Below are 26,603 nucleotides of genomic sequence, written 5' to 3' on the forward strand. Positions count from 1 at the left end.
ACTTTATTAATTAATATTAATTATCGTCTAGTAATTTTTGGGCTATTTGTTCGGCGCTTATGCCTAAATTTCGCTCGACATCGGCGGTGCTGCCATGCGGGATGAAAGCGTCGTCATATTCAAAGCTTTTCACGCTGACGTCTAAAATTTTATTCTCTTGCAAAAATGCACTTAAAATTTCACCGATACCACCTTTTTTAGCGCTGTCACTTATGACATACCATTTTTTGCATTTATCCGCCAGCTCTAACAAAAGCTCACTGTCAAGCGGCTTTGCAAATACAAGATCAATAAGCGTCGCATCGATGCCGGGGCTTATTAAATTTCGCACCGCATTTGCCTTACCTACGCCGTTTCCATAGCCTATAAGCGCCACTTCGCCGCGACCCTTGACTAAAATTTCGCCTTTGCCAAGCCTTAGGTCTTTAGCCTCGAACTCGTTTGCTAAAATAAACGCCCCTCTAGGATATCTAAACGCGCTGACGCCCTTGTAAGCGTAGGCGAATTCCATCGCCATTTTCATGCTCCGCTCGCACCTTGGTGCAAACATCACAACATTTGGTATGGCGTTAAAAAAACTTATGTCAAAAGCTCCTTGGTGCGTCTCGCCGTCCTCGCCTACGATGCCTGCGCGGTCCATCGCAAAGGTCATATTTGAGTTCATTATACAAGCATCATGTATGAGCTGGTCGTAAGCGCGCTGCATAAATGTCGAGTAGATCGCTACAAAGGGCTTAAAACCCTCCTTAGCCATCGCAGCCATCGATGTCACGGCGTGCTGCTCGGCGATAGCCACATCCCAAAAGCGATCGGGAAATCTTTCTATAAGCGCGTCCATGCCCGTGCCCGTGGGCATCGCCGCCGTCACTCCGACGATATCCTCGTGCTCGCCTGCCATTTTAAGCAAATGCTCGCTAAAGATGGCGGTGGCTGATTTGTTGCTTTGCTTTTTGATAAATTCGCCGCTTTTTAGATCAAACGGCCCGACCCCGTGCCAATTGGCATAATACCCTTCGGCAAATTCATATCCCTTGCCCTTTAAGGTCTGCACATGCACGATGACCGGCTTTTTCATCGATCTTGCGGTCTCAAACGTGCTGATAAGCGAGCCAAGATCATGCCCGTCCACCGGGCCTATATACTCAAGCCCCAGCTCCTCAAAAAACATACCAGGCGTGATGAGGCGTATGCCCTCCTCCATCCTGCGCGCCATATATGCGGCGGAGTCTGGCATATAGCTTAAAAATTTCTCGACACGGCCTTTAAATTTTTGATAAAACTGTCCCGCCATCATTTGGCTTAGGTATTTACTGAGCGCTCCGATAGGCTTTGAGATACTCATCTCGTTGTCGTTTAGGATTATCACGCACGGATATTTACGGTCTCCAAGCTCGTTTAGCGCCTCGTAAGCCATGCCCCCGCTAAGAGAGCCGTCTCCTATGACAGCTACCGGCAGGCGCTGCTCGTGCTTTAAATTTATAGCCTTTGCAGCTCCGACAGCCAGAGAGATCGAGGTCGAGCTATGCCCTGCGATGAAATAGTCAAATTTGCTCTCGCTTGGCTTCGTGTAGCCGCTTATACCGCCAAATTTACGAAGACTTTCAAAGCTTTCCCAGCGGTCCGTTAAGAGTTTATGCGCGTAGCTTTGGTGGCTCACGTCAAATATAAAGGGATCGTTTTTCGCGTCAAAAACATAGTGCATAGCCACGATGATCTCGACTGCACCGATGTTTGAGCTAAGATGCCCGCCGTTTTTGCTCACAGTGGTCAAAATTTTATCCCTGAGCTTATGACAAAGCTCCTCAAGGCCGCTTAAATCCAAATTTTTAACGTTCAAGTCCGTCATCACTCACCAACTAAACTCTTGAGCTTTTCCAACCTCGTCTCTATCGTAGCGTCGATATTTCCGCCTTCGCTGATGATGACTACGCCGCCTTTGCTTATAGCATCGTCCGGACTTATTTTTATGTGATCGTTTTTTGCAAACTGAGCCGTGAGATACTCGCTATCGCTGGGATTTACCTTGATCTGGATATTTTTCGCATCGCCTAGATCGCGCACGAGCGAGCTTGCCAAGGTGTGAGCTATCACGCTTGAATTTGCCGAAATTTCCTTTGATATGACCTCTTTTGCGATATTTATCGCAGCCCCGCCAAGCTCATCCTCGCTCTTTTTTAAAAATTCGTCAAATTTATCGTATTGATCGCTGAGCTTTTGCACGGACGAGCTAAAACGAGCCTCCAGCTCTTTTACCTGCGCTTCGTAAGCTTCATTGGCCTGTGCCAGGCCCTCGTTTTTACCGTCCTCTTTCGCGCGTGCGACTTCGGCTTCGAGGCGTTTATTGAATTCACTCTCTTGATTTTCGATCTGCATTTGAAGTTTGATGATGTTGCCGCTTAGCTCGTCGGTCTTTTTTAGCAGCTCCTCTACGAAATTCGAGTCAAATCCGCCGTGATTTTGGCTTTGGGGCTGCGAGCTTGGCATTTGATTTTGTAAATTCGGTGAAATTTTAGGCTCTTGCTTGATGTTTTCATGCTGGATATCTTCGCCATTTTCATCGCTTTTTTGCGTTGAAATTTGCTCGGCTCTTTGATCGCTTCCAAGCACCTTGAACCTATAGTTTTCTATAAAATGTGCCGACGAATTTTCGCCGTTTATGACGCTGCTTTTCATTCTATCATCTCATCTGCTTCGCCGACTTGGAAGACTCCTTGATCGGCTAGAGTTTGGACGGTCTCGACAATGCGGCGCTGCGCCTCCTCGACATCTTTTACACGAACGGCGCCGAGGTATTGCATCTCCTCGTTGAAGGCTTCGGCGGCGCGCTGAGACATATTGCTTAAAAATTTCTCTTTTATAGCGTCGCTTGAGCCCTTAAATGCGACCATGAGATCCTTTTTGTCGACATTTTTGAGTATCTCTCTGATAGCAGTCGCGTTGAGGTTGATGATATCTTCAAATGTAAACATAAGCTCTTTGATCGTCGTAGCGAGCTTATCATCAGCCGCTTCGATGCGCTCGATAGTCGTTTTACTGGCCTTTTGACCGAGTCGGTTGAGCACTTCCGCCACCGCTCTTGGACCGCCGACCTCGACCTTGTAGGAGGTGAGGCTCTCGAGCTTGCCTTCGAGCACGGTAGAGACGCGCTTGATGACTGAAGGGCTGATGTCGCCTAGATTTGCCATCCTGATGATCACCTCGCCTCTAAGCTCGTCTGAAAAATAGCTAAGCGTCTCGGCCGCACTAGTCGCGTCCATGTGGGCTAGGATGAGCGCGATCGTCTGCGGGTGCTCTTTGACGATGAAATCGGCTAGTTGCTGAGGCTTTATCTTGCCAAGATAGCCAAAGCTTTTGGTATTTTCCATGCTTTTGGCAAGCTTGTCTAAAATTTTCTGTGCAGCCTCCGGACCAAACGTGCGGTATAAAATTTCCTTTGCATACTCCAAACCGCCGCTTCTCATGTATTGATTTGACTGCATGAGGGCGTAAAATTCCTCTAAAACGGCAGCGGCTACTTGCTTATCTATATTTCTGGCGGTCGCTATGTAGCCTGAAATTTCAGTGATGACATCGACATCCATATGCGAAAAGATAAGGCTCGTGGCCTCCTCGCCGAGCTGTATGAGCAAAATAGCGATCTTTTCTGGCATCGAAAGATCGTCATATACGATTTTTTGCTGATCGGTTAGTTTTATAGACATCAAATTTCCTTACGCAGGTTAAAATCGTTGTCGTTCTTGACCATCTCTTGGAGCAAATTGGCTATCTCCTCGCTACGTTCAAGTATGACCGTTTTCATCTTTTCAAGCAGCACGTCGTATCGCAGCTCGTCCTCATTAAAATCGCCGCTAATGCCAAGCTGCTCCTCGACTTTCTTGCGAGCGGCCTTAAATTTCTCGAGCGTATCCTCGGCGTCGATCTCGATATCTTCAAGCTCGTCTTGTGGTAGCGGCTCGTCCTCATCCTTGGCCTCTTCAAGCATTTTTTGCATGAACGGCACGATGACCTTTTTGTAAAAGATATAAAGTAGCAAGGCAGCAAAAATGTATTTTAGTAACGGCACGAACGGCAGGATATAGTTATGCATAAAGCCGTCCATCCTCTGGCTGGTGCTTATATCCTTGGCCAGCTTGAACTCGAAATTATCAAGCGTGACCTCATCGCCGCGCTGCGCGCTATAGCCGATGGCTTGCTTGATGAGGTTTGTGATGGAGTCTTTTTGCGCTTGCGTGAGAGCGACGTATTCGATATCGCCGGTCGGGTTGCCAGCTTCGTCTTTTTTAGGCTGATAAAGTCCGTCCACGACTACGGCCGCACTTACTCTAACGATGCTTGCAAACTGGCCTTTGATGTTGGTTATCTTCTTTGAAATTTCATAATTAGTCTGCTGCGAGCTTTTGTTGTATTGCTCTTTTATATTGCTGTCGCTCAGCCCTTGCACCGGGCCGATGTTGCTTACTGCACCAGGTACGCCTTGGATCTCGTTTGGTGCGCTGCCTTGGCGCTTTTCTTCGATATTGCTCTCGCTTCTTACGACGTTGTTAGGATCGTATGTCTCGCTTTGGCTATCTTTTTTGTCAAAATCAAAGTCGATATTCACCTTGGCCACGACGCGATCAGTCCCACCCACGATAGGGGCTAGGACGTTTATGATCTTTTGCTCGTAGTTCGTTTCGAATTCTCTTTTATAGCGGATCTGCTGAGCTATCATATCGCTGTCAAATTCACCGTCTTCCTCGCCAAGTGCGACGCCGTCTTGATTGACGATCTTGACATTTTCGGTGTTTAGGTTAGTGACTGCGGCGGCTACGAGGTTTTTGATACCAAAAATTTGCTTGGCGCTAAGACTCACACCAGGCTTTAGCTCGACCACGATAGAAGCGGTCGGAGGCGACTGACGCTCGGTAAATACGCTCTCTTTTGGTATAGCGATACGAACGGTAGCTTTTTGTATGGAGGATAAGCTCTCGATAGTGCGTGCCAGCTCGCCTTCGAGCGCACGCTGAAATTTCACGCGCTGCTCGGCGTCTGTCGAGCCAAATTCTTGTTTATCGAAAATTTCAAAGCCGATCTTGCTCTCTTTTGGGATACCTAGCGTGGCAACGGCGATACGCTCTTTATAAACATCGCCTGTTGGTACTAATATCGTGCCTTCGTTGGCAAGCTTGTAGCTCACGCTGTCTTTGTTTAGTTGATCGATGATGAGCGCCGAGTCGTTAGGGCTGATATTTTCAAACAAAACACTATAGCCGGCGTATGTGTCGCCTTTCATATCCTTATAAATGCTCAAAAATACCAAAAATCCGACGACAACGACGATAGAGCCCGCCGCGACTATCTTTTGCCTTAGCGAAAGCTTTTGATAAACCTGACTGATTTGATGAAGTAATGCCTTAAAATCCATATCTTCACTTTAAATTTTGCTTTAATTCTTCAAAAACCCTATCGTTTTGCCACGACTGGCCGATCGTGATACGAAACGCATTTAGTTTATAGCTTTTTAAATCCCTCAAAATTATACCCTTTTTTAGCATGTTTTGAGAAATTTCGCTCGCGCTTTGTTTGTCAAATTTAAACGTTATGAAATTCGTGTAGCTGGGGATGAACTCTATATCTGCTTCGCGTGCAAAGGCCTCGTAGCGCGCCATTTGTTTGAGATTATTCTCAAGCGTTTTAGTGACGAATTCCTCATCTTTTAGCGCTTCGATCGCAGCTTTTAGGCTAAGGGTCGTGATGTTAAAAGGCGCTCTAAGCTTGCCAAGCTCGCTTATGATGCTCTCCTTGGCGATGCCGTATCCTACGCGCATGCCGCCAAGCCCGTAAGCCTTTGAAAACGTCCCGAGGTAGATCACGTTTTCAAATTTCAAAATTTCACTTGGTTCGATGCCTTTTTTAGCGTCTTTGAATTTTGCGAATTCATTATACGCGCAGTCAAGCACGACAAGCACGTCCTCATCGATACGCTTTAAAAACTCATACACCTCTTTTGTATCCAGACACTCACCAAGAGGGTTGTTTGGCAGGCATAAAAATATCACCGAAATTTCATCTTTATGCGCCTCGTAAATTTCTAAGAATTCAGCCAGATCGTGCTCTTGCAACCTCGTGCGGTAAATTTTAGAGCCCACTTGCTTGGCGTAAATTTCATACATCGCAAAGGTCACGCCAGCCATCAAGACGGCACTTTTAGGATTTGCCTTTGCGTGCAGGCAAAATTCTATTATCTGGTCGCTTCCCGAGCCGATTATTATATTTTTAGCGCCCACGCCAAATTTAGCCCCAAGCGCCTCTTTTAGCTCGAAATAGCTGTCATCAGGATACAAAAACGCATTTGAGGCTGCGCTTTTTATCGCCTCTACTACGTGCGGGCTGGTGCCAAAAGGGTTTTCGTTGCTGGCAAGCTTGATCACGTCTTTGGCCTCTATGCCAAATTCTCTAACGACAAGCTCGATAGGCTTGCCCGCCTCGTAATTTACAAGTCCGGCTAAATTTTCATTAAATTTCATCACTCATCTCCGTTTAGATAACTTCCAAGCCAAGTCACTTCAGCACCACACTCTTTTATCGCCTCAAAGGCGTTTCGCACTCTCTCGTCATCGATATGTCCCTCAAAATCCAGATAAAACACAGACTTGAACTCTCGCTGCTTGATAGGGCGCGACTCAAGCTTTGTTATGTTTATGTTTTCGTTTTTGAAAATTTGCAGCAGATCCACGAGACTGCCCGGCTTATGATCGGTCTTTGCCAGGATCGAGGTCTTTGAGTTTTCGCTCCTTGCATTTTTAAAGTCGCTTAAGATGAAAAACCGCGTCCTGTTGGCCATATTGTCCTCGATCGTCTCGTAAAGGATAGGCACGTTGTGAATTTTAGCCGCTATCTTGGAGCAAATCGCAGCCGAATCAGCCTGCATATACGCTAAATGTGCAGCCTCGGCGGTAGATCTGGCAGGGACGAATTCTATATCAGAAAGCATATGATCGTCTAAAAATTTACGGCATTGATTGTAGCCTTGGGGATGCGAATATATACGCTTTATATCCTTTAAATTTTCACTGATGCTAACGAAGCTATGGTGGATATCGAGATAAAGCTCGGCGACTATCTTGATGCCTTCAAATTTCCTCAGACAATCAAGCGTAGTGCCTACTGCGCCTTCGGTGTTGTTCTCGATCGGCACGACGCCGTATTTGGCTTCTTTTTGCACGAGCTTCGTAAATACAGCCTCGATAGTAGCTAGCGGCAGATACGAGCTCATCGCACCAAATCTACTCTCCGCGGCCTGATGCGTATATGTGCCCTCCGGCCCCAAGTAAGCTATCTTTTGAGGCGATTCGAGGTTTCTGCTGACGGCAAAAATTTCAAGATAGATGGCCTCGATGGCGGCTTTATTAAGTGAGCCGTCCTTGCTCTCGTTTATGAGGCGGCTTATGATGGCTCGCTCGCGTTCTGGCCTATAAATGGGCGCGCCGCTGGTTTGTTTTAGTTTGCCTATCTTTTTGACGAATTCCATCCTCTCGTTGAGCTTCGTCAAGATAAGATCGTCGATCACGTCAATTTGCTTTCGCAAGTCGTTAAGCTCTTGCATTTTCGCCCTTATATGAATTCTTTTTCAAGCGCGATTATATCCTCGAAATTTTCGCGCTTTCTAATCAGCCTGTGAGCTTTGTCCTGCACCGCGACTTCGGCTGCACGCGCACGAGAGTTGTAGTTTGAACTCATACTAAACCCATAAGCTCCGGCACTTTTTATAACGATGATATCGCCGCTCTCGCAAGCGGGCAAATTTAAATTTTTAGCGAAAAAATCGCCGCTCTCACAGATAGGTCCGACCACGTCGCAAGCCCCCGCACTAGTGTTTTTACCCACGACGCTTATACCGTGATAGGCGCCATATAGGCTTGGACGTATGAGATCGTTCATCGCTCCGTCTACGATGATGAAGCGCTTTTGTTTGTTGAATTTCTCGTATAAAACGCTGGTTAGAAAATATCCGGCGTTTCCCACGATGAAGCGTCCTGGCTCGCAGACTATCGTAACGTCCTGACCGCCAAGCTTAGCTAAGATCCCTTGTGCGTAGTCGTATAGACTGATGTCGGTCTCGTTTTGATAGATAATGCCTATGCCGCCACCCACATCAAAGAATTTTATATCTATCTCAAGTGCTTTTAGCTCGCGCATCAGCTCGCTCACGATGCCTGCAGCCTCGATGATAGGCTCAATATTCGTTAGCTGCGAGCCGATATGAAAATGCACTCCCACGGGCTCGAGAGCGGCGGAATTTTTTGCATGGATATACATTTTTTTTGCAGTGTTTATATCGACGCCAAATTTATTTTCATTTAGCCCTGTCGAGATATAAGGATGAGTTTTGGCGTCTACGTCAGGATTTACGCGGATACTTATACGAGCCTTTAAATTTAGCTTTTTTGCGATATCTTCGAGGCGATACATCTCGGCCTCGCTCTCTAAATTTATCATCAAGATATCGCTTTTTAGCGCTTCTTCTAGCTCATCATCGCGTTTACCTACGCCGCTTAGGATAATCTGATATTTTTTAGCCCCGGCTAAGAGCGCTCGCCTGACCTCGCCGATACTGACACAATCAAATCCCGCCCCAAGAGATGCCAAAAGCTTTAAAACGCTTAAATTCGAATTTGCCTTAACGGCATAGCAGATTAGGGATTTTCTAGCTGAAAATGCGTTTTTTAGCATATTGTAGCGGTTTGTTATGTAGTCAAAATCATAAACGTAAAGCGGAGTGCCGTATTCGCGAGCTAGTTCATTAAAATCCATAAAAACAGCCTTTGTTAAAATGGCTTGATTTTACAAAAAAAATGCCAAAATTTGGCTTAACGATGGGTTTTTAAGAGATATATGCCGTATGCAAAAAGCAAAATCACAGGCAAAACGATGCCAAATTCAGGTAAGATGACCGAGCTTTGCGCAAATCTGGTCAAAACGAACAAGACCCCCCAGATCACGAGCGTGATGACGACAAAGATGAAGCTAGCGAACGCGAGGTTGAAAAATCGTCCGGTCACAGGCAGATGATAGTAAAGTACGAGTATCAAAAACGGCGCGAAAAACGGCGCGATAGCAAGGCTGTAAAAGGCTGATTTTACGCTATCAAGCTCGACGCCCTCGTTTTTAAACGTAAAGATAAAATCAAGCGTATCTGGTATGCTAAATCTTGCGCCGTCAGCGGCGTTCGCACTTTCGATGCTTTTTGGCTTAAAGCCGCTAAGCGCGTCGAGCTCGTCAAAATTTTGCACGCTAAGCCCTTTTTGTCCGAGGCGTAGATCGTTTGGGAGTAAGGTTTGATTCACATCTTGTAGCTGCCAGTGGTTATTTTTAAATTTAGCCCCGTCCGCAAAAGTGGTCGATAAAAGATCGATGCCGTTTATGTCAAATATCCTGACGTCTTTTGCATTTTTTTGCGAGGCGCTGAGCTCTTTTATGTATATGAATTTGCCCTCAAATTTCAAAAAAGAGTCCGTCGTACTCTTTGAAAAGCTCATATTCTTGGCGATACTTTTTTGATAATCATAAGCGTATGCAAACGGCGTGCAGTTTAGCCCGACATACAAAAACGTGACGGCAAGGGCGATGAAAAATGGTGGCAAGATGAGCCTGTTTTTGCTGACCCCTAGCGCATAAAAGCTCACGAGCTCGTTTGATCGCACCATGTTTATGTGCGAGATGATGAGGGCGAACACGAGCGAGATAGGCATGACGTAAGATACCGCAGAAAGCGATGTGAGGCCTACGTAAAGTAGCTGAAGGTTGGCGGAATTTGGCAGGTCTTTTAAATTTGTCAGCAGATCGATACCTACGTAAAAGAGCTCGAGCGCGAAAAATACTATCAAAAACGACTTTAGATATACCCAGCCGACGTATCTTGCGTAGAGGTTTAGCTTCACAAAACGCCCTTTTTGATAGTAAATTTTTGAGCTACGCTTTCGATGTCGCTTTTTATGAGCTCATTTACGGCTTGTGCACCATATTCTAAAATTTCAGCTAAATGCTCTTTTTCCTCGGGGCTAAATTCGCCAAGCACGAAATTTGCCGCGTTGCCACTTCGTCCGATGCCGATACGAACGCGCTCGTAGTCGTTTCCTATCAAAGCATCGATGGATCTTATGCCGTTGTGGCCGCCGCTACTACCGCCTTTTTTAAATTTCATCGCGCCAAAAGGCAGATCGATATCGTCATGTATAACGATGATACGCTGCGGTTTATAAAAATCATTGACGGCTTTGACGCTATTGCCGCTTAAATTCATAAAAGTAGTCGGCTTTAGCAGGAGTAAATTTGAATATTTAAAAAGCTCGCCTTGAAATTTAGAGGAGCTAACATCGGTGAAATTTGAATTTTTAAGCGCATCTATAAGCATGAAGCCTATATTATGGCGTGTGTTTTCGTATTTTGAGGTGGGATTTCCCAATCCCACTATAAGCGTCATCTAAGCCCTTTTTACTTAGCTTTTATGACCCCAAGAACGGCGACACGATCGGCATCTACTATGCTGACGCCGGCAGGTGCTGTTATATCGCGAACCAAAATAGTATCGTCGACATCAAGCTTGCTGACATCTATGTCGAATGAATTTGGTAAATTTTCAGCAGTGCATTTTACGCAAAGCCTTCTTTTTGACTGGATCAAAACACCCTTATTTTTAAGGCCGACAGGCGTACCGATAGGATTTACAGGGATCATATATTTTGATAAAACGCCAGGAAGCGCTACTTTTAGATCGACGTGTTTAAGGTCATTTGTGACGACGTCTCTTTGATAATCAACGATGACGACGTTATAAACTTTGCCGCCAACCTTTACGTCAAACGCAAGGGTCTCTTTCTTGCGAGCCTCTTTTATAAAGTCGTTGACTTTAAAAGCCGCCGCAACATTCTCTAATCCCTTACCGTAAATGTTCGCGATTAGATAACCATCTCTTCTCAAAGCCTTTGCAGACTTCTTACCGATACTCTCTCTAACGATACCTTCTAACATCGTTGTCCTTTCGTAAAAAATAGAGGCTGATTGTAGCTAAAACTTTATAAATTTCAGATAAAGCTTCAATCTATCTCTTTTAGCGCGATCACGTCTCTTTGTATGCTTTTGGCAAACGGATTTTTGCTGTTTTGAGCCTGAGCGCTCTCTTCTTTGGCTAAATTCACATTTTTGATCTTGATCTCAAGGTCGCTTCGTTTCGTAGCCTTTTCCAAAGCCTCCGCAGCACTGATAGTGTCGCTTTCGTAAAGCTCTAATAAATGCTGATCGAAAGTTTGCATGCCGTAAGTGTTCTTGCTCTCTGCGATCGCTGTATAGATATCATCGCTCTTGCCTTCGGTGATGATCTCTTTTATGCGGGCGTTATTTATGAGCACCTCGACTGCAGGGCGTCTAGTATTGTTTATGGTTCGCACCAAACGCTGGGAGATGATAGCGTCCAAAACAGAAGCCAGCATCACCTTTACACGGTGCTGATCGCTCTTACCAAACATGCTAACTATCCTATTCACGCTCTCTTTAGCATCTAGCGTATGTAACGTAGAGAGCACGAGGTGTCCGGTCTCAGCCGCATGCATCGCAGTCTCTATCGTCTCAAGATCACGCATCTCGCCTACTAATATGATATCAGGATCCTCCCTTAACGAGGCGCGCAGGGCGTCTGAGAAATTTAGCGCGTCTTGCCCGATGGAGCGCTGATTGATTATGCTTTGCTCGTCGTTATAGACGTATTCTATCGGATCTTCTATCGTGATTATGTGACGCTTTTTGGTCTTGTTTATGCGGTTTATCATGCTGGCAAGCGTCGTTGTCTTGCCGCTTCCGGTAGGCCCTGTGACTAAGATGATGCCTCTGTTTGCGTTATCGCAAATTTTTTCTATCACCCTTGGAAGGTGTAGCTCTTTAATCTGTGGGATTCTAGCCGGGATGACCCTAAAAACCGCCGAGACTCCGTCCATCTGAAAAAACATATTCGCACGAAAACGGTAGTCTTCATTTAGCTTGTAGGTAAAATCGACGTTCCTGTTTGCCACCAGGTCTTTAAAATTTGTCCTAAGCAGCTCCTTTGCAAGCGTCAGGCCATCGTCTTTACTCAAAATTTCATCGCTCATCGTGACGATCTCACCGTTAAATCGCCCGCGTATGAAGCTACCGGACTTAACATGCAGATCGCTACCTCCATTGTCTATGAGGCGCTGCAAATATACATTTAGCTTATCACGAAGCTTGAAGTCAAGCTCGTTTATATTGATCTCAGCAGATTGCGCGTTCATTGCAGTGTTTTCATGATATCGTCAAATGCTACGACAAACTGCTTTAGTCCGTCGTTTAAAAGCTCTTTATAGACCCCGTTCATATCGATACCGGTATTTTTTACCACTTCAAAAAAGCTTGCGATATTTTCTTTGCCAGGGGCTTCTTTAGGAGCGGCTTTTTCTTTTATAAATTCTCTTATAGTATCGATCGGAGCGGTATTTATGCAGTTTTTATACATCAGCTCTCTTACGTAGTGATCGGCTCTTAGCGCACCGCCCTTTACTCCGGTGCTTGCAAAAAGCGTCCTTACGTTATTTAGGGCTCTATCCTCGATGATATGATAGATATTTGCCGCGTTCATTATGCCTATTTGTGCTGTGGGAAGGCTGTTTTGAGCCATTTTTTCATCAAGGAGCCTATCAAAGCGGCTAACGAACACGCTTATCACGCCTTTTGGTAAGGTCGTGTTCATAAAGCGTTTTTCATAAATTTTAGTACCCGCTTCAAAGGCGTCAAGGCAAGATTTAGCCTGCTCTGGCGAGAAAACAAGCGTCGCATTCATGCTTATGCCTCTAGCCATCAGCGTACTCATCGCCTCAAAGCCCTCTTTCGTGGCAGGGATTTTTATCATCACATTTGGCATGTTTATCAGACTATAAAGCCTCACGCCCTCTTCTATCGTGCCTGCCGTATCGCCGCTTAAATTTGGATCGACCTCGATACTGACAAAGCCGTCGTCATCGTCGGCGAAATTTTTAAGTAGCCTGCAAGCTGCCATTTTTATATCTTGCGTAGCTAAAATTTCATACATATCCTTCGGATGTCGTTTGCCACTTGCAAGGATGACGTCTTTATACGCTTTAGAGGTCGAAAAGGCCGCTTTAAATATAGCCGGATTGCTGGTCGCGCCGTTTATGACACCGTTTGCAAGTAGCCTCAAAAACTCGCCGTCAATAAATTCTCGTTCGATAAAATCACACCAAAGTGAAAATTTCACATCTTTGTCATACATATCTTTACCTTACAAATTTTAAAATTTCTCGTAAATCTTTTACATCGACGCAGTGAGTCGCGGCTCTTTTTAAAATTTCTTTCGCGCAAAAGGCTATTTTCAGGTCTGAGCGCTCAAACATAGAGATATCGTTCGCACCGTCTCCGATACACATCGTCTCACTCGGGCTAAAATTTAGTAAATTTTGCACGCGTTTTAGCATATCGCCCTTTGAGCTGCCAAACATCATCTCGCCCCCGACAAGGCCGCTTAGGACGCCATCTTTATGGTGCAAGATATTTGCAAAGCTCTCGTCAAAGCCTAGCTTTTTTTGCATCGCATCTGTAGCCAAATGAAAACCGCCGCTAAAAATAACGACTCTGATATTTTTGCTTTTTAGCTCGGCTATAAGCTGCGCCGCTCCGTTCATCGGCGGTAAATTTTCACAAATTTCACGTGCCATGGCAAGGGGCATGCCTTTTAAAAAAGAGACTCGTTTACTCAAGCTCTCGAAAAAATCAAGCTCGCCCGCCATCGCTCTTTTGGTTATCTTTGATACCTCATCACCCACACCGTAAGCGCCGGCGAGACTATCTATCGTCTCGCCGTCCATTATCGTCGAGTCAAAGTCAAAGACGCAAAGCTTTATCAAAATTTAGCCCTAAAAATCACGCTTTAAAAGGCTTTCTACTTTCAAGATAGTAAGGATATTTTGATCGCGCTTACCGATGCCGTATATCATGCCTTTATCTTTTACTAAAGTTTCTGGTGGCGGATCAATCCTGTTTCTGTTTATCCTGATGGCCTCCGTTAGGCGGTCTATCACGAAGCCCGCAATGTTGTCCTCGTCTTTCATCACGATATATCGCGTGCTGGCACTTTGCTTCGTGACATTTAGAGAAAAGCGCTTACGCAGATCTATAAGAGGGATGACGTTTCCACGCAAGTTGAATACGCCAAGGACATAATCGGGCACGCTAGGAACGCGTGTAAATTCTATGGGTTTTATTATCTCTTGGATATTTAAGATCGGTATAGCATACTCCTCTTCGCCTACGACAAAGCCTACGAGCTGAACTATATCATCGCTGTTTTTCGTCTCGGGGCCGCTTATTTGCTCCTTTTGCTTACTTAGAACTTGGCTTAATTTATCATTCATAGCTCACCTCTAACCTAATTTTATATTTTTTCTAACGACATTTTCAAGATACTCGGCCGAATAAGGTTTGGTTATATACTCGGTCATGCCTACCTCTACGCCGCGAAGTCTGTCCGTCTTTGACGTCCTTGAAGTAACGGCTATTAGCGGCAACGTGCGGTATTTTGAATACTTGCGAATTTCACCTGCTAGCGTGTAGCCGTCCATCCTTGGCATCTCGATATCTATGAGCACCGCATCGAAAGCATGCTCGCCGGATTTTATGATGTTAAGCGCTTCGACGCCGTTTGTCGCCTCGACTACGGTCACTCCAGTCGGCTCTAGAGCCTTTTGCATGATACTTCTATCCATTTTTGAGTCATCTACGATGAGCACTTTGTAATCGCTCGGTTTTTCTTTGACCTTTGACGCCTCGTCCATCTCGGCTCTGATATTTACTTTGATATCCTTAGCCATTTCCATCATAGCGCCAACGTCGATGATGAGAGTGACTCGTCCGTCGCCTCTGATCGTAGCTCCTGCTATGCCAGGTATGTTTTGTAGATAATCGCCCATTGACTTGATGACGATCTCTTCTTGTCCTACGAGCGTATCTACGATGATACCAAGTTTAGCCTCGGCGACACCGATGATGACGACATAGGTTTGATCTCCACCGTCAAAGACCTTGCTAACGCCAAATACATCCGAAAGGCGCACGAGCGAAAGCACCTCGTCTCGCAAGCGAAGGACGTTTTTACCGTCGATCGTATAGATATCATCGATCGGCACACGAACCGTTTCAAGAACACTCGCAAGCGGGATAGCGTAAAATTCTTCCTGAGTTCCCACGAGCAATGATTGGATGATCGCGAGCGTGAGAGGAATTTTAAGCTTCATCACGGTGCCTTTACCGACCTCGCTCTCGATATCGATGATACCGTTTAGTTTTTCGATATTGGTCTTGACGACATCCATGCCTACGCCACGTCCGGAAACGTTCGTGACCTTGGCAGCCGTAGAAAAGCCCGGCTTGAAGATGAGACCAAACGCCTCTTTCTCGCTCATCGCATCGGCCTCACGCTCCGTGATGATGCCTTTTTCGATAGATTTTGCCTTGAGCATATCAGCGTCAAGCCCCTTACCGTCATCGACGATCTCGACAACGATATGGTTGCCCTCGTTATAGGCTTTTAGCTGAACGGTACCTTTCTCACTCTTTCCGGCAGCCTTTCTGGTCTCAGGATCTTCGATGCCGTGATCGCATGAATTTCTGATGATATGCACCAGCGGATCGCCGATCTCTTCGACGATAGACTTGTCAAGCTCGGTCTCCTCACCTGAAATTTCAAGGTCGATCTGTTTGCCAAGCTCGCGGCTAAGATCCCTTATCATACGCGGGAATTTATTAAACACTTTGGCGATCGGAAGCATCCTGGTCTTCATGACCGCAAGCTGGATGTCGGTAGTCACGAGGCTTAGGCTGGAGACCACTTGGTTTAGCTCCTCTAAGAATTTCTCGCCCTCGTAGCGCTCCTCGACATCATCATAAATTTTAAGCAGCCTGTTTTTACCAAGGACCAGCTCGCCGATGAGATTCATCAAGTGGTCTAGGCGTTTGACCTCGACGCGGATGGTTTGCTCTTGAGCTATCGCACCGCCGCTAACTGCAGGCACCTTTTTATCGGCGTCTTTTTCTTTTGACGCAGGTGCGGCCTTAGGCGCAGGCGCAGGAGTCGGTTTTGGCGCTGCGCTTTCTGCAGCTGCCGCAGGTTTTGTGCCTCCTGCTTTAGATGCGCGGCGTGCTTGATCCTCGGCCTTTCTAACTTTTAAAAGACGCTCTATCTCAGCCTCGACCTCATCGTCGCTAAGCTTTGAAAGATCGGCATCGTCGATATCGTGATGCTCTTCAGTCGTCGCTTGGGCTGGCTCTTCTGGTGTCGGCGCTGGCTCGGACGGCGCGGCAGGAGCGCTAGGCTCGGCAGCAGACGGCGCTTCGCCCTCTGAAATTTGCGTCAAACGGGCGCATATATTTTTGATATCTATGCCGGCATCAGTGTCGTTGCCATGATCGCGGATACTATGCAATAATCCCTTCATCATATCCACAGACTCGAGTACCACGTCCATGACATCAGGCGTCATCTTGAGCTCTTCTTTTCTAGCTTTGTTGAGCACGTCCTCCATATGGTGCGTAAGCTCGGTCAAAACGTCGAAATTTAAAAACGATGAGCTACCTTTTACCGTGTGAGCCACGCGGAAAATTCTATTTAAAAGCTCAAGGTCTTCAGGGTTGGCCTCAAGCTCGACGAGATCGTGATCTATCTGCTCAATAAGTTCGAAAGCTTCTATCAAGAAGTCTTCCATTATTTCTTTCATATCATCCATGTTTCACCTCTATTTCGCAGATTTGGAGTGTGCTTCTATGACTTTGAGCACCTCTTGATAAAATACGCTTGCATCAAATTTAGTAAGATATGCCGCACCGCCGGCCTCTTTGCTCTTCATCTCGCTAAATTCGTTACTTAGCGACGAGTTAAAGACAATCGGGATATCTTTGAACCTCTCATCGTCTTTAACGTTTGCGGCAAAGCGATATCCGTCCATTTGCGGCATCTCGATATCGCTTAGTATGACGCGAAGCTCTTGCGAGATATTTTCGCCAAATCTTTGATAAAGCTCGTCCAAGCGCTCCAAGCCCTCGACTCCGTTTTTAGCTTCGACTACTGTTAGTCCCATCTTTTCAAGCGCGTCTTTTACGAGTTTTCTGGCTGTTGAGCTGTCATCTAGCACGAGCGCTATGCCTTTTATCTTTTTGTCCTCGTCTATCTCGACATCGATCTGTGGAGAGTAAATTCCAAGCTCCTCGACGATGCTTTCAAGATCGAGTATCAACAGTACTTCGTCGTTTTCTATACGCGTTACGCCTGTTATCTTGCCTTTATCGAGTGCACCGGCTCCAGCTGCGAAATTTGCAGGCTCGATATCACCCCAGTTGATCCTGCGGATCCTTTTTGCCTCGTGCACGATAAAGCCGATCAAAATTCCGCTGAATTCCGCGATTATCACGCGAGGTTTTATCACGACGCCCTCGGTAGGCTCGGTTATATTCATCCATCTAGCCAGGTTTATAACCGGTATCACGACTCCGCGCAGATCGAAGATCCCCTCGATATACTCCGGAACGCCCGGAAGCTCAGTGAGATTTGGCATCTTAATGATCTCGCGCACCTTTGCGACATTGACGCCGTATATTCCCTCATATACTTTGTTATCAGTCTTTTTAAAGATACGAAAATCGACAAGTTCCATCTCGTTTGAGCCCGTTTTTAATACGCTGTCTCCAAACATCAATGTCCTTTCAAACTCTTTCGAGCAAATTGAATTTTTTCATTGGCGTATTCTACTACAAAAAAACTTCGGTCGCATGCAAAAACAGGTAAATTTATATAAAATTTATTGTTAATGCTAAAAATTTTGCCTTGGTGATAGTGTCCTTCTATCACGATACGAGCCTCGTAATGGCGCATCTTTGGTGCTATAAAGGCCGAAAAATTTGAAATTTCATAGTCAAGCTTTTTGGATTTAAGCTTGGTTAAAATCGCATTTGAAATCTTAAAATTCAATATCCTATCCATGAAATTCATGATCTTCAAAAACCATTTCAACCTCAAAAAAAGCAGTGCATATTTGGTTATGGGCGGCAAAAAGATATCTCCATGCGCGATAGCGACGCTATTTTCATCTTGTGTCTTGAAATTTGCCGGCTGCTTTTGGATAGGGAAAATTTCCACGTTTTTAAAGATAGGCGCGAGGCCAAAGTCGTGATTGCCCTCGATGTAAAATACCCGTATCTTTTGCGCGATCTTATTTATAAGCGCGATATGCTCGGCGTAAATTTTGACCGTATTGTCCGCGTAGCCGCAAAGAAAGTCAAACATATCGCCCATCAAAAAAAGCTGCGAAGCGATGATGCGCCCCTCATCGAGGGCGTGCAAAAACTCTAAAAAGCCGTCCCGCCCTGCGGCTAAATTTTCATGAGCGTCCGCGATGAATACCGCACCCTCTTTTATGCAACGCTCGCCTTGCGAATTTTGCCTTTTCGCGTCCAAATACGCTCCTAACAAAACTGGCTGATCATAGGAAGCGCCAAATTTTCATCAAGCCCGCACATCAAATTTGCATTTGCGATCGCTTGCGAGCTGGCGCCTCTTAGCAGATTATCGATGGCTGAATTTATGAAAATTTTGCCCTCGTGAGTAAAGGCCGTGATATCGCAAAAATGCGTTCCCGCCACGTTTTTTATCTGCACGACTTCATCTCTTACGCGGATAAATCGCTCGTTTTTGTAAAATTCTCCGAGCACCTCAAGCGGCTTTATATCTTCAACTAGCCTTGCATACGCGCTTACTAGCATGCCTCTGGTGATAGGCAAGAGATGTGGCACGAAAAGCGTGCTGATATCGCTTCCAGCGGCGTTTGAGAGATGAAATTTTATCTCGTCGGTGTGCCTGTGGTTTATCGGATTATAAGCGTTCGCGTTTTCATTGACGCTCACAAAATGGCTGCTCGCGCTTAGCTTTTTGCCGGCTCCGCTCACGCCGCTTTTTGCGTCTATCACGACGCCAAAATCAAGATCTATGAATTTTAAAAACGGCAACACCGCCAGTATCGAAGCGGTCGGGTAGCAGCCCGGGTTTGCGACCAGGTTTGCGCCCTTTATACGCTCGCGGTTTAGCTCCACCAGCCCGTAAACGGCGCGGGCTAAATTCTGCACGTCCAAATGCTCGCAGTAGTTTTTCTCGTAAAGCTCGCGGCTAAGACGATAATCCGCCGACAAATCGACCACCTTCACGCCAAGGCTCAAAAGCTGCTTGGCGTATCTCATCGCCTCTTGATGAGGCAGAGCTAAAAACACCACCTCGCAGCGCTTGGCGGCCTCTTTTGCGTCGGCTCTATGCACGTCAAGGTCCAAAACGCCCCTTAACGACGGGAAAATTTCATCTATTTTAGCTTCGCTGCTGGCAGCTAGATAGCTCATCTTGAAATTTGGATGGGCTAAAAGTAGCCTGATAAGCTCAAAGCCCGTATAGCCGCTGACTCCGATTATACCGACGTTGATAGCTCGCATCTTAGTCTCCGAAATTTATAGGCTTGTAGCAAACTTCCACGACCTCTACATCGCTCCTGCCGTTTGGTAAATTTAGCGCGACCTCATCGCCCTCGGCTTTGCCTAAAAGCTGTCTGGCAAGGGGCGATTTTATCGAGATCAGTCCGCGATCAAGGTTGCTTTCAGAGATGCCCACGATCGTGTAAGTATGCTCTATCTCGGTCTCTACGTCCATTATCGTCACGCTCGAGCCAAAGCGCACGCGATCATGCTCGTAGCTACTCGGGTCGATGACTTCGGCATTTGCTAGCAGAGTGCTAAGCTCGGCGATACGCGTATCTATGAAGGCTTGTTTTTCTTTTGCCGCGTGATACTCGGCGTTTTCTTTCAGATCGCCGTGGCTTCTGGCGATATCTATCTCTATCACGATCTGCGGGCGCTGCACTTGGCGCAGGTCCTTTAGCTCGGCTTCTATCTTTTCATATCCGTAAATCGTCATCGGTTCGTTCATTTTTCACTCCAAATTTTGATTTTTTAAAATTTTGACCACGTTTTTGGCACTGCCATGGCCTAGATACGCCCGTAGCTCCTCGCAGCCGCTTAAAAATTTCGCCCTGTCGCAACGCTCATAGGCACTCAGTAGATTCCGTGCGGTCGCGTCCTCTTGAATAAATTCCTCGTGCAAGGCGGGCTTTTGCATAAAGTCAAACATGATGTTGGCAAGCCCGGCATGCTTTACCTTTACAAATCTCCTCGCGATAAAAACGTCGATAGCCTTGGCTTTATAGGCCAAAACAAAAGGTGTGCCGATAAGCGCGGCCTCAAGCGTGGCGGTCCCGGAGCAGATAAAGGCAAATTCGCTTTCAATAAGTGCGCTTGGCGTGTCGGTAACGATCTCAAACCCGCTCACATCGCCATAAAGCTCGTCTATCTTTCCTAACAAAAAAGGCGGCACGACGAGTAGTTTTTTAGCGTCGATATCTCTTGCCAGCTCTTTGTAAATAGGCATCAGCCGCGTGATCTCGGACTTTCTTGAGCCGGGCAAAAACGCGACCTTGCCGCTTCGCTCAAGCGCCGTTTTTCTCACCTTTATCTCATCAAGCAGCGGATGGCCCACGTATGTCGCGCGGTCGTAAAATTTCGCGTCAAACGGCAAGATCGAAGCCAAATGATCGCAATACCTCTGCACGATCACTACGCGTTTAGGCTTCCACGCCCAAACCTGCGGCAAGATGTAATATGTGATCGGCGTTTTTATGCAGGCTTCCTTTATCGCGCGCGCTAGAGGCAGGTTAAAGGCCGGGCTGTCTATCAGCAGCACCGCATCGACCTCTTTGGCAAACTCTTTCATTTGCTTCATCGCGCGTTTGGCTTTAAAGATGAGAGGCAAAATCTCGACAAAGCCCATCGCCGAAAACTCGCTGCTTTTCATATATGGCGAGCCTAAATTTTCGCTGAAGATACCGACTAGCTCGTAAGGCTCGTCAAAATTTGCAAGTATCTCTTTGAGGTGTAAATTTGCCGAGGGCTCAAGGGCGCAAACTAAAATTTTTCTCATTAAAGATCCTCGTTTGAGCCCGAAACGCTCGCTCTCACAAGCTCACCTTGACACCCATTTGAGCGAGGATATCGAGCAGATCCTCTTGCTTTAGCTCGCCCTCGTGGATGGTGTAAAGATGCTTTGAGGGGTCGTTTTTAGCGTAGATCTTTTGTAAATTTAAAGAACGCTCTAAAATTTCACTAGGCTCAAACGCCGAGCCGTCGGCATTTATAAAAATTTGCGTCGGGATAAATTTAACGGGCAAATTTTTCGCGAGCTCCGGCCTCTTGCCGATGTCCGCAAAATGCAGTATAGCCTTGCCCTGAAGCGCTTTGTTCAGCCGCTCTAAAGTAGGTCTCATTTTTACGCAATACTCGCAATCATCAGCGCCAAAGTCCAAGATAGCGGGCATTTTTTTAGATTTTATGTATTTCATATCCACGCTCGTGATGTCAAGCGGGATAGCGTTTTTATCGTAGTTCATCGTGCTTTTCTCGTCGTTGCAGCCACAAAAAACGACCGCACAAAAAAGCAAAATTTTAAAAATTTTAAACATAAGGCTCTCCGTCATATTTCACGAGATTATACGCAAATTTTCTTTAAATTCTAAAAATCGGCTCTAGCTACGTTTTTGCCTTGTTTTACCCAGACCTAACAAAAGCTGTGCTAAAATCCCCAAAAATTTAAAGGCGGAATTTGAAAGAAATTTTAATCACAAACGACGATGGTTTCGAGGCTAAGGGGCTTCACGAGCTTGCCGGTGCACTAAGGCAGATCCCTGACGTAAATGTGACGATAGTCGCTCCAAGCTCCGAAAAATCAGCCTGCGCTCACTCCCTCACGCTCACAAAGCCGCTTCGCTTCATCAAGATCGACGACAACTTTTTCAAGCTTGACGACGCTACGCCCAGCGACTGCGTCTATTTGGCACTCCACGCACTCTATCAAAAAAAGCCCGATCTCGTGATCTCGGGCATAAATCACGGCGCAAATTTAGGCGAGGACATCACCTATTCGGGCACTTGCGGAGCGGCGATGGAGGGCGTTTTACAGGGCATAAAGAGCATCGCTTTCTCGCAATTTTATAAAAACAACTCCATCGAAGAGCTTGGCTTTTCTTTAGCTTGCCAGATCGTGAAATTTATCGTTCCGCGCGTACTGGAGGGTGAAATTTGCCTGCCGCAAAGGCAGTTTTTAAACGTCAATATCCCGGCCGTGGCGGCCAGAGACTTCAAAGGATACAAGGTAGCGCCTGCCGGTCGTCGCTGCTACGCCACTCACGCGACGCTAAATCGCAACCCGCGCGGAGTCGAGTATTACTGGCTGGGCAACGCCGCACTTGACTACGAAGAGGAGCAGATAAGCGACATCAGCGTGATAAACGACGGCTTTGCCAGCCTCACGCCTATACAGCTTGACATGACGGCGCATGCGAGCCTGGAAAATTTAAAAAAGAGCTTTCAATGAACGATGCCATCGATAGATACACACGCGTGCGCTGGCTGTTTGGTGATGAAAATTTTGACAGACTAAAACGCGCAAAGGTGCTAGTTTGCGGTGTAGGCGGTGTGGGCGGCATGTGCATGGACGCGCTTGCTAGAAGCGGCGTGGGCGAGATAACGGCAATCGATAAAGACGTATTTGACGTGACAAATCAAAATCGCCAAATTTATAGCGAGGCCGTAGGTGCGGTCAAGGTCGGCGAATTTGCAAAAAGATATGAGTGCGTGCATGCCGTAAAAGAGCTGATGACACCTGAATTCATAGCAAAATTTAGCTTTGATGAATTTGACGTCGTCATCGATGCGATCGATGATATGAGTGCAAAGATCGCGCTGGCAAACGCCGTAGATACGTCAAAATTCATAGCCTCAATGGGCGGGGCTAAGAGGATCGATCCTGCCAAGATCAAGATCGCTAGCGTGTGGAAGACCTCGGTCGATCCACTCGCCAGGAAATACCGCTACGAGCTTAAAAGATCGGGCTTTAAGGGGGATTTTGAGGTGGTATTTTCGACCGAAGCGCCGCTTTGCAAGCCGCTTGGCAGCTTCATGGGCGTGACCGCGTGCTTCGGGCTAAATTTAGCCAGCCTTGCGGTGAGGAAAATTTTAAATTTGGCTTGAGACCGGTCTCAAGCCAAACTAAATTTAGATATTCTCCCCTGCGACCATGCCAAACACCATACAATCAGCCATACTCATCGTGCCAAGCCTGCTAGCTCCATGCACGCCGCCGGTGATCTCGCCCGCCGCGTAAAGCCCCGCGATCGGCTCTTGCGTAGTTGCCGAGATGACCTGCGCCTTGGTGTTTATCTCCACGCCGCCCATGCAGTATAAAATCTTTGGCGTGCTTAGGCTGGCGTAAAACGGCGGTTTTGAAACGTCGATGCCCTGCACGTCATCTTTTTTAAGCGGCTTGCCAAATTCCGGATCTTTGCCCGCTTTTACGTATTCGTTGAAGTCCTTGACGGTCTTTAAAAACGGTTCGACCGGGATGTTGTAGGCTTTGGCGAGCTCTTCGAGCGTGTCAAATTTCTTTATCGAGCCCGCCTCTACGCCTTTTGAGGTATAGGCAGGGCTGTTTATATCGACTGCGGCTTGATCGCAGATGTTTACGGGATAGTTGTCGTTTTTCTCGCTCTCAGCCATCACTTTAAATATCGCGTCGCATTTGATCTTGCGCCCTGCGTGCTCGTTCATGAAGCGCTTGCCCGTTTTCGCATCGACACTTAGTCCGTAGTCGTTGCTGCAGTGGTTCGTAAAGAGTGCCGAGGTGCCAAAGCCCTTTTCTGTCGGGTTGGTGTAGGGATTTAGCTGTATCCAGCTAAGCTGCAAGGGATTTGCACCAAGCTTCATAGCGGCTATGAGCGCTCCTGCGGTGGCTCCCGGTTGGCTCACGGTATCGATGTTTGTCTTTAGATACGGCACTTGTTGCGCGCGAAACCACTTATCCGAGCTGTATCCGCCGGCGGCTAAAATGACGCCCTTTTTCGCACCGAAGCGCTTTACGTCGCCGCTTTTGTTTTCCTTATCGTCGCTTGCCGCGTTATTTTCAAATTTATAGTTTTCCCTAGCCACTATGCCTACGACGCGGCCGCTGTCATCCACAATGAAATCATCGAATTTCGTTCGCTTTTTCACGGTCGCGTTCGCGTTTTCTTCTATCAGCTTGTGCATCGGCTGGATGTAGCCCGAGCCGCTGGAGTTTTTAGCCTGCACGGCTCGCTTTAGCGAGTGGCCGCTAGATGAGATCACCTTGCCCGAGAACTCGACGCCGATGCTTTTTAGGTATTCAAAAGCGTCGTTGGCGCGCTCATAGATCACGCTCAGCAAATCGACATGGTTTAAATTTAGCCCGTCTTTTAGGCAGTCGGCGATGAAAACCTCTTTGCTATCCTTTATGCCCGCAGCTTTTTGAAATTCGCTGTTTGGCACGCACATATTTCCAGCGTTGATGACGGAATTTCCGCCTGCACGCCCCATTTTCTCGACCATCAGCACTTTTAAGCCGCGCTTTAAAGCCTGAAGCGTCGCCATCGAACCTGCAAAGCCCGAGCCTATGACGATGACATCGTATTCTTCGTCGAATTTCACGTCCTTTGCACTCTCTATCGCTCCGGCCTGCACGCTGCCAAGTGCTATCGCACCGGCACCTACGAGGCTCATCTTTAGCACATCACGCCTTGAAACATCGCTTCGTTTCATAATCCGCTCCTTATGAGAAAATTTGTATCAAATTTAAAGCTAAGTCTAGCACTCAAATGTTAAAAATGGTTTAAATTTATCGCGTATAAAAAAGATAAAAAGCTTTCGCGTATCGAGAAAGAATTTTTAGATATTGCACTGCAAAAGGGATGATCAGTATGTTTTATTGTTTGGACGGTTAATTATCAAGAGGCGATTTACGCCTCTTGTTATATATTTTCTCCAGCTATCATACCAAAGGCTAGGCAGCTTAGCGTGCCGATATTTCCGAGTCTGCTAAGTCCCCAAACTCCACCCGTGACTTCACCGGCTGCATAAAGACCATCTATAGGTTTATTATCAAAACCTAAAACTTGAGCTTTTTCATTGATCGTTAATCCGCCCATCGTGCTGTGAAGCTTAGGAGTACCGCGCATAGCGTAAAATGGCGGCTTGGTTATCGTAATACCTTTTGTTATCTCTATTGGTTTTTTAAAGTCATCATCTTTGCCGCTTTTTACAAAACTATTATACCTCTCAACCTCATTCAAAAATGGCTGAACTTCAATCTTATAATTTTTCGCCAAAGCTTCAAGCGTATCGAATTTCTTTACGATACCACTTTGCATAGTTCTTTCTAAAACGCCATCTTTTAGCATAGCTGCACCATCACTATCCATTATGTGTATAGGATAATTTTCATCGCTACCTATCACATTAAACATCGCTTCGCTAACGATCCTTCTTGAGGCAAGCTCATTTACATATCGCTTGCCCGTTTTTGCATTTACCGACATACCATAAGTAAAGCAACCCGAAGCAAACGGGCTTCCTATGCCATTACCTTTTTCATCGGGACATTTTACATGGCTATATAAAATTTGACCTACCAAAATCGGCATAGCTCCCAACTTAAACCCTTCTATCATCGCTCCTGCACTAGATCCCGGGTGATTTGTGCTATCGGTAGTCGGCACTATCGCAGGATTTTGAACTTGCCTAAAAATTTTATCATTTGAAAATCCACCACTTGCTAGGATAACACCGTTTTTTACTTTTATAAATTTCTTGTCTCCTTCTAAATTTTGCGTATCGTCGTGGAAAAGTTTGGCATCGAATTTATAATTTTCTCTTATGGCTACGCCTATGATCTTGCCACTTTCATCGATAATAAATTTATCAAATTTAGTTCTGGTTCTTATCTGTGCGTTTGGCATATCTTTTATGACATTTGCAAAAGGCTGTATGATACCAGAACCACTTTCATTTTCGGTATGATACGACCTTGCCACACTATGTCCTCCCGCAAAATAAAGCTTATCCGAAAATTTAGCTCCATTTTCTACGGCAAATTTAAAAGTATCCATATCTCTATCGACTAAAACGTTTACAAGAGAGGGATGGTTTACCTTACCGGCACTTAAAATATCTTTCACGAATAGCTCTTTACTATCTTTAATCCCATCACGTTTTTGAAGATCGTTATTATGCACAGCGATTTGGCCACCATTTATTACAGAGTTGCCACCGACTCGCCCCATTTTTTCGACCACTAATACGTTTTTACCTCTCTTAGCGGCCGATATTGCCGCAGCAAGCCCTGCAAAACCGGAGCCAACAATAACAACGTCGAATTCTTCATCAAATTTGACGTCTTTTTGATTTAATGCCGCTTGTGTATCTAGCCCGCTTAATGCAAGCATACCCGCACCAGCCACACTCATTTTGACGAAATTTCTCCTAGAGATACTTGACATGACTACTCCTTTAAGATATAAAAAGATAAATTTACATGGATAATAATTCAAATTTTACTTTATGTCAAATGCGAATTTATCATATCTTGATAGCTTTTTAGCTATGATGCACGAAAG

Annotated in this window: 25 protein-coding genes; 2 read left to right on the forward strand and 23 right to left on the reverse strand. The window is 46.1% G+C overall.

Annotated features, from left to right (window positions below):
* Positions 1-16 precede the first annotated feature (16 nt).
* From dxs to CCVT_RS07920, 21 genes are all read right to left on the reverse strand, one after another.
* Entirely contained in the window at positions 17-1,846 is a 1,830-nt protein-coding gene (gene dxs, locus CCVT_RS07820) for a 1-deoxy-D-xylulose-5-phosphate synthase (RefSeq protein WP_018136051.1), read from the reverse strand.
* A complete protein-coding gene (gene fliH / locus CCVT_RS07825; protein WP_018136050.1) occupies positions 1,846-2,673 on the reverse strand; it encodes a flagellar assembly protein FliH in 828 nt (275 codons plus the stop codon). Before fliH ends, dxs begins: the two co-directional genes overlap by 1 nt.
* A complete protein-coding gene (gene fliG, locus CCVT_RS07830; protein WP_009650944.1) occupies positions 2,670-3,701 on the reverse strand; it encodes a flagellar motor switch protein FliG in 1,032 nt (343 codons plus the stop codon). Before fliG ends, fliH begins: the two co-directional genes overlap by 4 nt.
* Complete coding sequence (gene fliF / locus CCVT_RS07835) at positions 3,701-5,404, reverse strand: flagellar basal-body MS-ring/collar protein FliF (protein WP_018136049.1); 1,704 nt, start codon at positions 5,402-5,404, stop codon at positions 3,701-3,703. The genes fliG and fliF overlap by 1 nt, the downstream gene beginning before the upstream one ends.
* Positions 5,405-5,408: 4 nt before the next feature.
* The gene (gene hisC / locus CCVT_RS07840) at positions 5,409-6,506 is read right to left on the reverse strand and encodes a histidinol-phosphate transaminase (protein WP_018136048.1); all 1,098 of its coding nucleotides are present in this window, start codon (positions 6,504-6,506) and stop codon (positions 5,409-5,411) included.
* Entirely contained in the window at positions 6,506-7,585 is a 1,080-nt protein-coding gene (pheA, locus tag CCVT_RS07845; protein WP_018136047.1) for a prephenate dehydratase, read from the reverse strand. The genes hisC and pheA overlap by 1 nt, the downstream gene beginning before the upstream one ends.
* An 8-nt stretch (positions 7,586-7,593) precedes the next feature.
* Positions 7,594-8,793 carry a diaminopimelate decarboxylase gene (lysA, locus tag CCVT_RS07850; RefSeq protein ID WP_018136046.1) on the reverse strand — a complete coding sequence of 400 codons (1,200 nt, stop codon included), beginning with the start codon at positions 8,791-8,793 and terminating at the stop codon, positions 7,594-7,596.
* A gap of 56 nt (positions 8,794-8,849) precedes the next feature.
* Positions 8,850-9,920: an LptF/LptG family permease gene (locus tag CCVT_RS07855; RefSeq protein ID WP_018136045.1), complete on the reverse strand. Its 1,071-nt coding sequence runs from the start codon at positions 9,918-9,920 to the stop codon at positions 8,850-8,852.
* Complete coding sequence (pth, locus tag CCVT_RS07860) at positions 9,917-10,462, reverse strand: aminoacyl-tRNA hydrolase (RefSeq protein ID WP_018136044.1); 546 nt, start codon at positions 10,460-10,462, stop codon at positions 9,917-9,919. Before pth ends, CCVT_RS07855 begins: the two co-directional genes overlap by 4 nt.
* 11 nt (positions 10,463-10,473) lie before the next feature.
* Positions 10,474-11,010: a 50S ribosomal protein L25/general stress protein Ctc gene (locus CCVT_RS07865; protein ID WP_009650836.1), complete on the reverse strand. Its 537-nt coding sequence runs from the start codon at positions 11,008-11,010 to the stop codon at positions 10,474-10,476.
* Positions 11,011-11,075: 65 nt separating this feature from the next.
* Positions 11,076-12,284, reverse strand: a complete 1,209-nt coding sequence (locus CCVT_RS07870) for a type IV pilus twitching motility protein PilT (protein WP_018136043.1) — start codon at positions 12,282-12,284, stop codon at positions 11,076-11,078.
* Positions 12,281-13,279: a transaldolase gene (locus CCVT_RS07875; RefSeq protein WP_018136042.1), complete on the reverse strand. Its 999-nt coding sequence runs from the start codon at positions 13,277-13,279 to the stop codon at positions 12,281-12,283. Before CCVT_RS07875 ends, CCVT_RS07870 begins: the two co-directional genes overlap by 4 nt.
* Before the next feature lie 4 nt (positions 13,280-13,283).
* Positions 13,284-13,910, reverse strand: coding sequence for a phosphoserine phosphatase SerB (serB, locus tag CCVT_RS07880; RefSeq protein WP_018136041.1), 627 nt, complete (start codon positions 13,908-13,910; stop codon positions 13,284-13,286).
* A 9-nt stretch (positions 13,911-13,919) separates the two neighbouring features.
* A complete protein-coding gene (locus CCVT_RS07885; protein ID WP_009650897.1) occupies positions 13,920-14,417 on the reverse strand; it encodes a chemotaxis protein CheW in 498 nt (165 codons plus the stop codon).
* A 9-nt stretch (positions 14,418-14,426) separates the two neighbouring features.
* A complete protein-coding gene (locus tag CCVT_RS07890) occupies positions 14,427-16,784 on the reverse strand; it encodes a hybrid sensor histidine kinase/response regulator (RefSeq protein WP_018136040.1) in 2,358 nt (785 codons plus the stop codon).
* Positions 16,785-16,793: 9 nt separating this feature from the next.
* Positions 16,794-17,747 (reverse strand): chemotaxis protein, encoded by a 954-nt coding sequence (locus CCVT_RS07895; protein WP_018136039.1) that lies wholly within the window; start codon positions 17,745-17,747, stop codon positions 16,794-16,796.
* Positions 17,747-18,508, reverse strand: coding sequence for a UDP-2,3-diacylglucosamine diphosphatase (locus CCVT_RS07900; RefSeq protein WP_018136038.1), 762 nt, complete (start codon positions 18,506-18,508; stop codon positions 17,747-17,749). Before CCVT_RS07900 ends, CCVT_RS07895 begins: the two co-directional genes overlap by 1 nt.
* A gap of 8 nt (positions 18,509-18,516) precedes the next feature.
* Complete coding sequence (gene argC / locus CCVT_RS07905; protein ID WP_018136037.1) at positions 18,517-19,527, reverse strand: N-acetyl-gamma-glutamyl-phosphate reductase; 1,011 nt, start codon at positions 19,525-19,527, stop codon at positions 18,517-18,519.
* A 1-nt stretch (position 19,528) separates the two neighbouring features.
* The gene (gene greA / locus CCVT_RS07910; RefSeq protein ID WP_018136036.1) at positions 19,529-20,017 is read right to left on the reverse strand and encodes a transcription elongation factor GreA; all 489 of its coding nucleotides are present in this window, start codon (positions 20,015-20,017) and stop codon (positions 19,529-19,531) included.
* A 3-nt stretch (positions 20,018-20,020) separates the two neighbouring features.
* On the reverse strand, positions 20,021-21,064 hold the full coding sequence (gene lpxB / locus CCVT_RS07915; RefSeq protein WP_018136035.1) for a lipid-A-disaccharide synthase: 1,044 nt from the start codon (positions 21,062-21,064) through the stop codon (positions 20,021-20,023).
* 34 nt (positions 21,065-21,098) lie between these two features.
* Positions 21,099-21,602, reverse strand: a complete 504-nt coding sequence (locus CCVT_RS07920; protein ID WP_018136034.1) for a thioredoxin family protein — start codon at positions 21,600-21,602, stop codon at positions 21,099-21,101.
* A 140-nt stretch (positions 21,603-21,742) separates the two neighbouring features.
* On the opposite strand from CCVT_RS07920, the gene surE reads away from it, so the two are divergent.
* Both surE and CCVT_RS07930 read left to right on the forward strand, forming a co-directional pair.
* Complete coding sequence (surE, locus tag CCVT_RS07925) at positions 21,743-22,513, forward strand: 5'/3'-nucleotidase SurE (protein ID WP_018136033.1); 771 nt, start codon at positions 21,743-21,745, stop codon at positions 22,511-22,513.
* Positions 22,510-23,169 (forward strand): tRNA threonylcarbamoyladenosine dehydratase, encoded by a 660-nt coding sequence (locus CCVT_RS07930; RefSeq protein ID WP_018136032.1) that lies wholly within the window; start codon positions 22,510-22,512, stop codon positions 23,167-23,169. Before surE ends, CCVT_RS07930 begins: the two co-directional genes overlap by 4 nt.
* A 24-nt stretch (positions 23,170-23,193) precedes the next feature.
* Here CCVT_RS07930 and CCVT_RS07935 read toward each other — a convergent pair whose 3' ends face one another.
* Both CCVT_RS07935 and CCVT_RS07940 read right to left on the reverse strand, forming a co-directional pair.
* Positions 23,194-24,750: a flavocytochrome c gene (locus CCVT_RS07935; protein WP_018136031.1), complete on the reverse strand. Its 1,557-nt coding sequence runs from the start codon at positions 24,748-24,750 to the stop codon at positions 23,194-23,196.
* Positions 24,751-24,959: 209 nt separating this feature from the next.
* Complete coding sequence (locus CCVT_RS07940) at positions 24,960-26,486, reverse strand: flavocytochrome c (RefSeq protein ID WP_009650854.1); 1,527 nt, start codon at positions 26,484-26,486, stop codon at positions 24,960-24,962.
* Positions 26,487-26,603: the final 117 nt, after the last annotated feature.

Source organism: Campylobacter curvus (genome assembly GCF_013372125.1).
GTDB lineage: Bacteria > Campylobacterota > Campylobacteria > Campylobacterales > Campylobacteraceae > Campylobacter_A > Campylobacter_A curvus.

Excerpts from the sequence above, each read along its gene's own strand:
- dxs (WP_018136051.1), bottom strand. The coding sequence starts at position 1,846 with ATGACGGACTTGAACGTTAAAAATTTGGATTTAAGCGGCCTTGAGGAG.
- fliH (WP_018136050.1), bottom strand. The coding sequence starts at position 2,673 with ATGAAAAGCAGCGTCATAAACGGCGAAAATTCGTCGGCACATTTTATA.
- fliG (WP_009650944.1), bottom strand. The coding sequence starts at position 3,701 with ATGTCTATAAAACTAACCGATCAGCAAAAAATCGTATATGACGATCTT.
- fliF (WP_018136049.1), bottom strand. The coding sequence starts at position 5,404 with ATGGATTTTAAGGCATTACTTCATCAAATCAGTCAGGTTTATCAAAAG.
- hisC (WP_018136048.1), bottom strand. The coding sequence starts at position 6,506 with ATGAAATTTAATGAAAATTTAGCCGGACTTGTAAATTACGAGGCGGGC.
- pheA (WP_018136047.1), bottom strand. The coding sequence starts at position 7,585 with ATGCAAGAGCTTAACGACTTGCGAAAGCAAATTGACGTGATCGACGAT.
- lysA (WP_018136046.1), bottom strand. The coding sequence starts at position 8,793 with ATGGATTTTAATGAACTAGCTCGCGAATACGGCACTCCGCTTTACGTT.
- pth (WP_018136044.1), bottom strand. The coding sequence starts at position 10,462 with ATGACGCTTATAGTGGGATTGGGAAATCCCACCTCAAAATACGAAAAC.
- CCVT_RS07865 (WP_009650836.1), bottom strand. The coding sequence starts at position 11,010 with ATGTTAGAAGGTATCGTTAGAGAGAGTATCGGTAAGAAGTCTGCAAAG.
- CCVT_RS07870 (WP_018136043.1), bottom strand. The coding sequence starts at position 12,284 with ATGAACGCGCAATCTGCTGAGATCAATATAAACGAGCTTGACTTCAAG.
- CCVT_RS07875 (WP_018136042.1), bottom strand. The coding sequence starts at position 13,279 with ATGTATGACAAAGATGTGAAATTTTCACTTTGGTGTGATTTTATCGAA.
- CCVT_RS07885 (WP_009650897.1), bottom strand. The coding sequence starts at position 14,417 with ATGAATGATAAATTAAGCCAAGTTCTAAGTAAGCAAAAGGAGCAAATA.
- CCVT_RS07890 (WP_018136040.1), bottom strand. The coding sequence starts at position 16,784 with ATGGATGATATGAAAGAAATAATGGAAGACTTCTTGATAGAAGCTTTC.
- CCVT_RS07895 (WP_018136039.1), bottom strand. The coding sequence starts at position 17,747 with ATGTTTGGAGACAGCGTATTAAAAACGGGCTCAAACGAGATGGAACTT.
- argC (WP_018136037.1), bottom strand. The coding sequence starts at position 19,527 with ATGCGAGCTATCAACGTCGGTATAATCGGAGTCAGCGGCTATACGGGC.
- greA (WP_018136036.1), bottom strand. The coding sequence starts at position 20,017 with ATGAACGAACCGATGACGATTTACGGATATGAAAAGATAGAAGCCGAG.
- lpxB (WP_018136035.1), bottom strand. The coding sequence starts at position 21,064 with ATGAGAAAAATTTTAGTTTGCGCCCTTGAGCCCTCGGCAAATTTACAC.
- CCVT_RS07920 (WP_018136034.1), bottom strand. The coding sequence starts at position 21,602 with ATGTTTAAAATTTTTAAAATTTTGCTTTTTTGTGCGGTCGTTTTTTGT.
- CCVT_RS07930 (WP_018136032.1), top strand. The coding sequence starts at position 22,510 with ATGAACGATGCCATCGATAGATACACACGCGTGCGCTGGCTGTTTGGT.
- CCVT_RS07935 (WP_018136031.1), bottom strand. The coding sequence starts at position 24,750 with ATGAAACGAAGCGATGTTTCAAGGCGTGATGTGCTAAAGATGAGCCTC.
- CCVT_RS07940 (WP_009650854.1), bottom strand. The coding sequence starts at position 26,486 with ATGTCAAGTATCTCTAGGAGAAATTTCGTCAAAATGAGTGTGGCTGGT.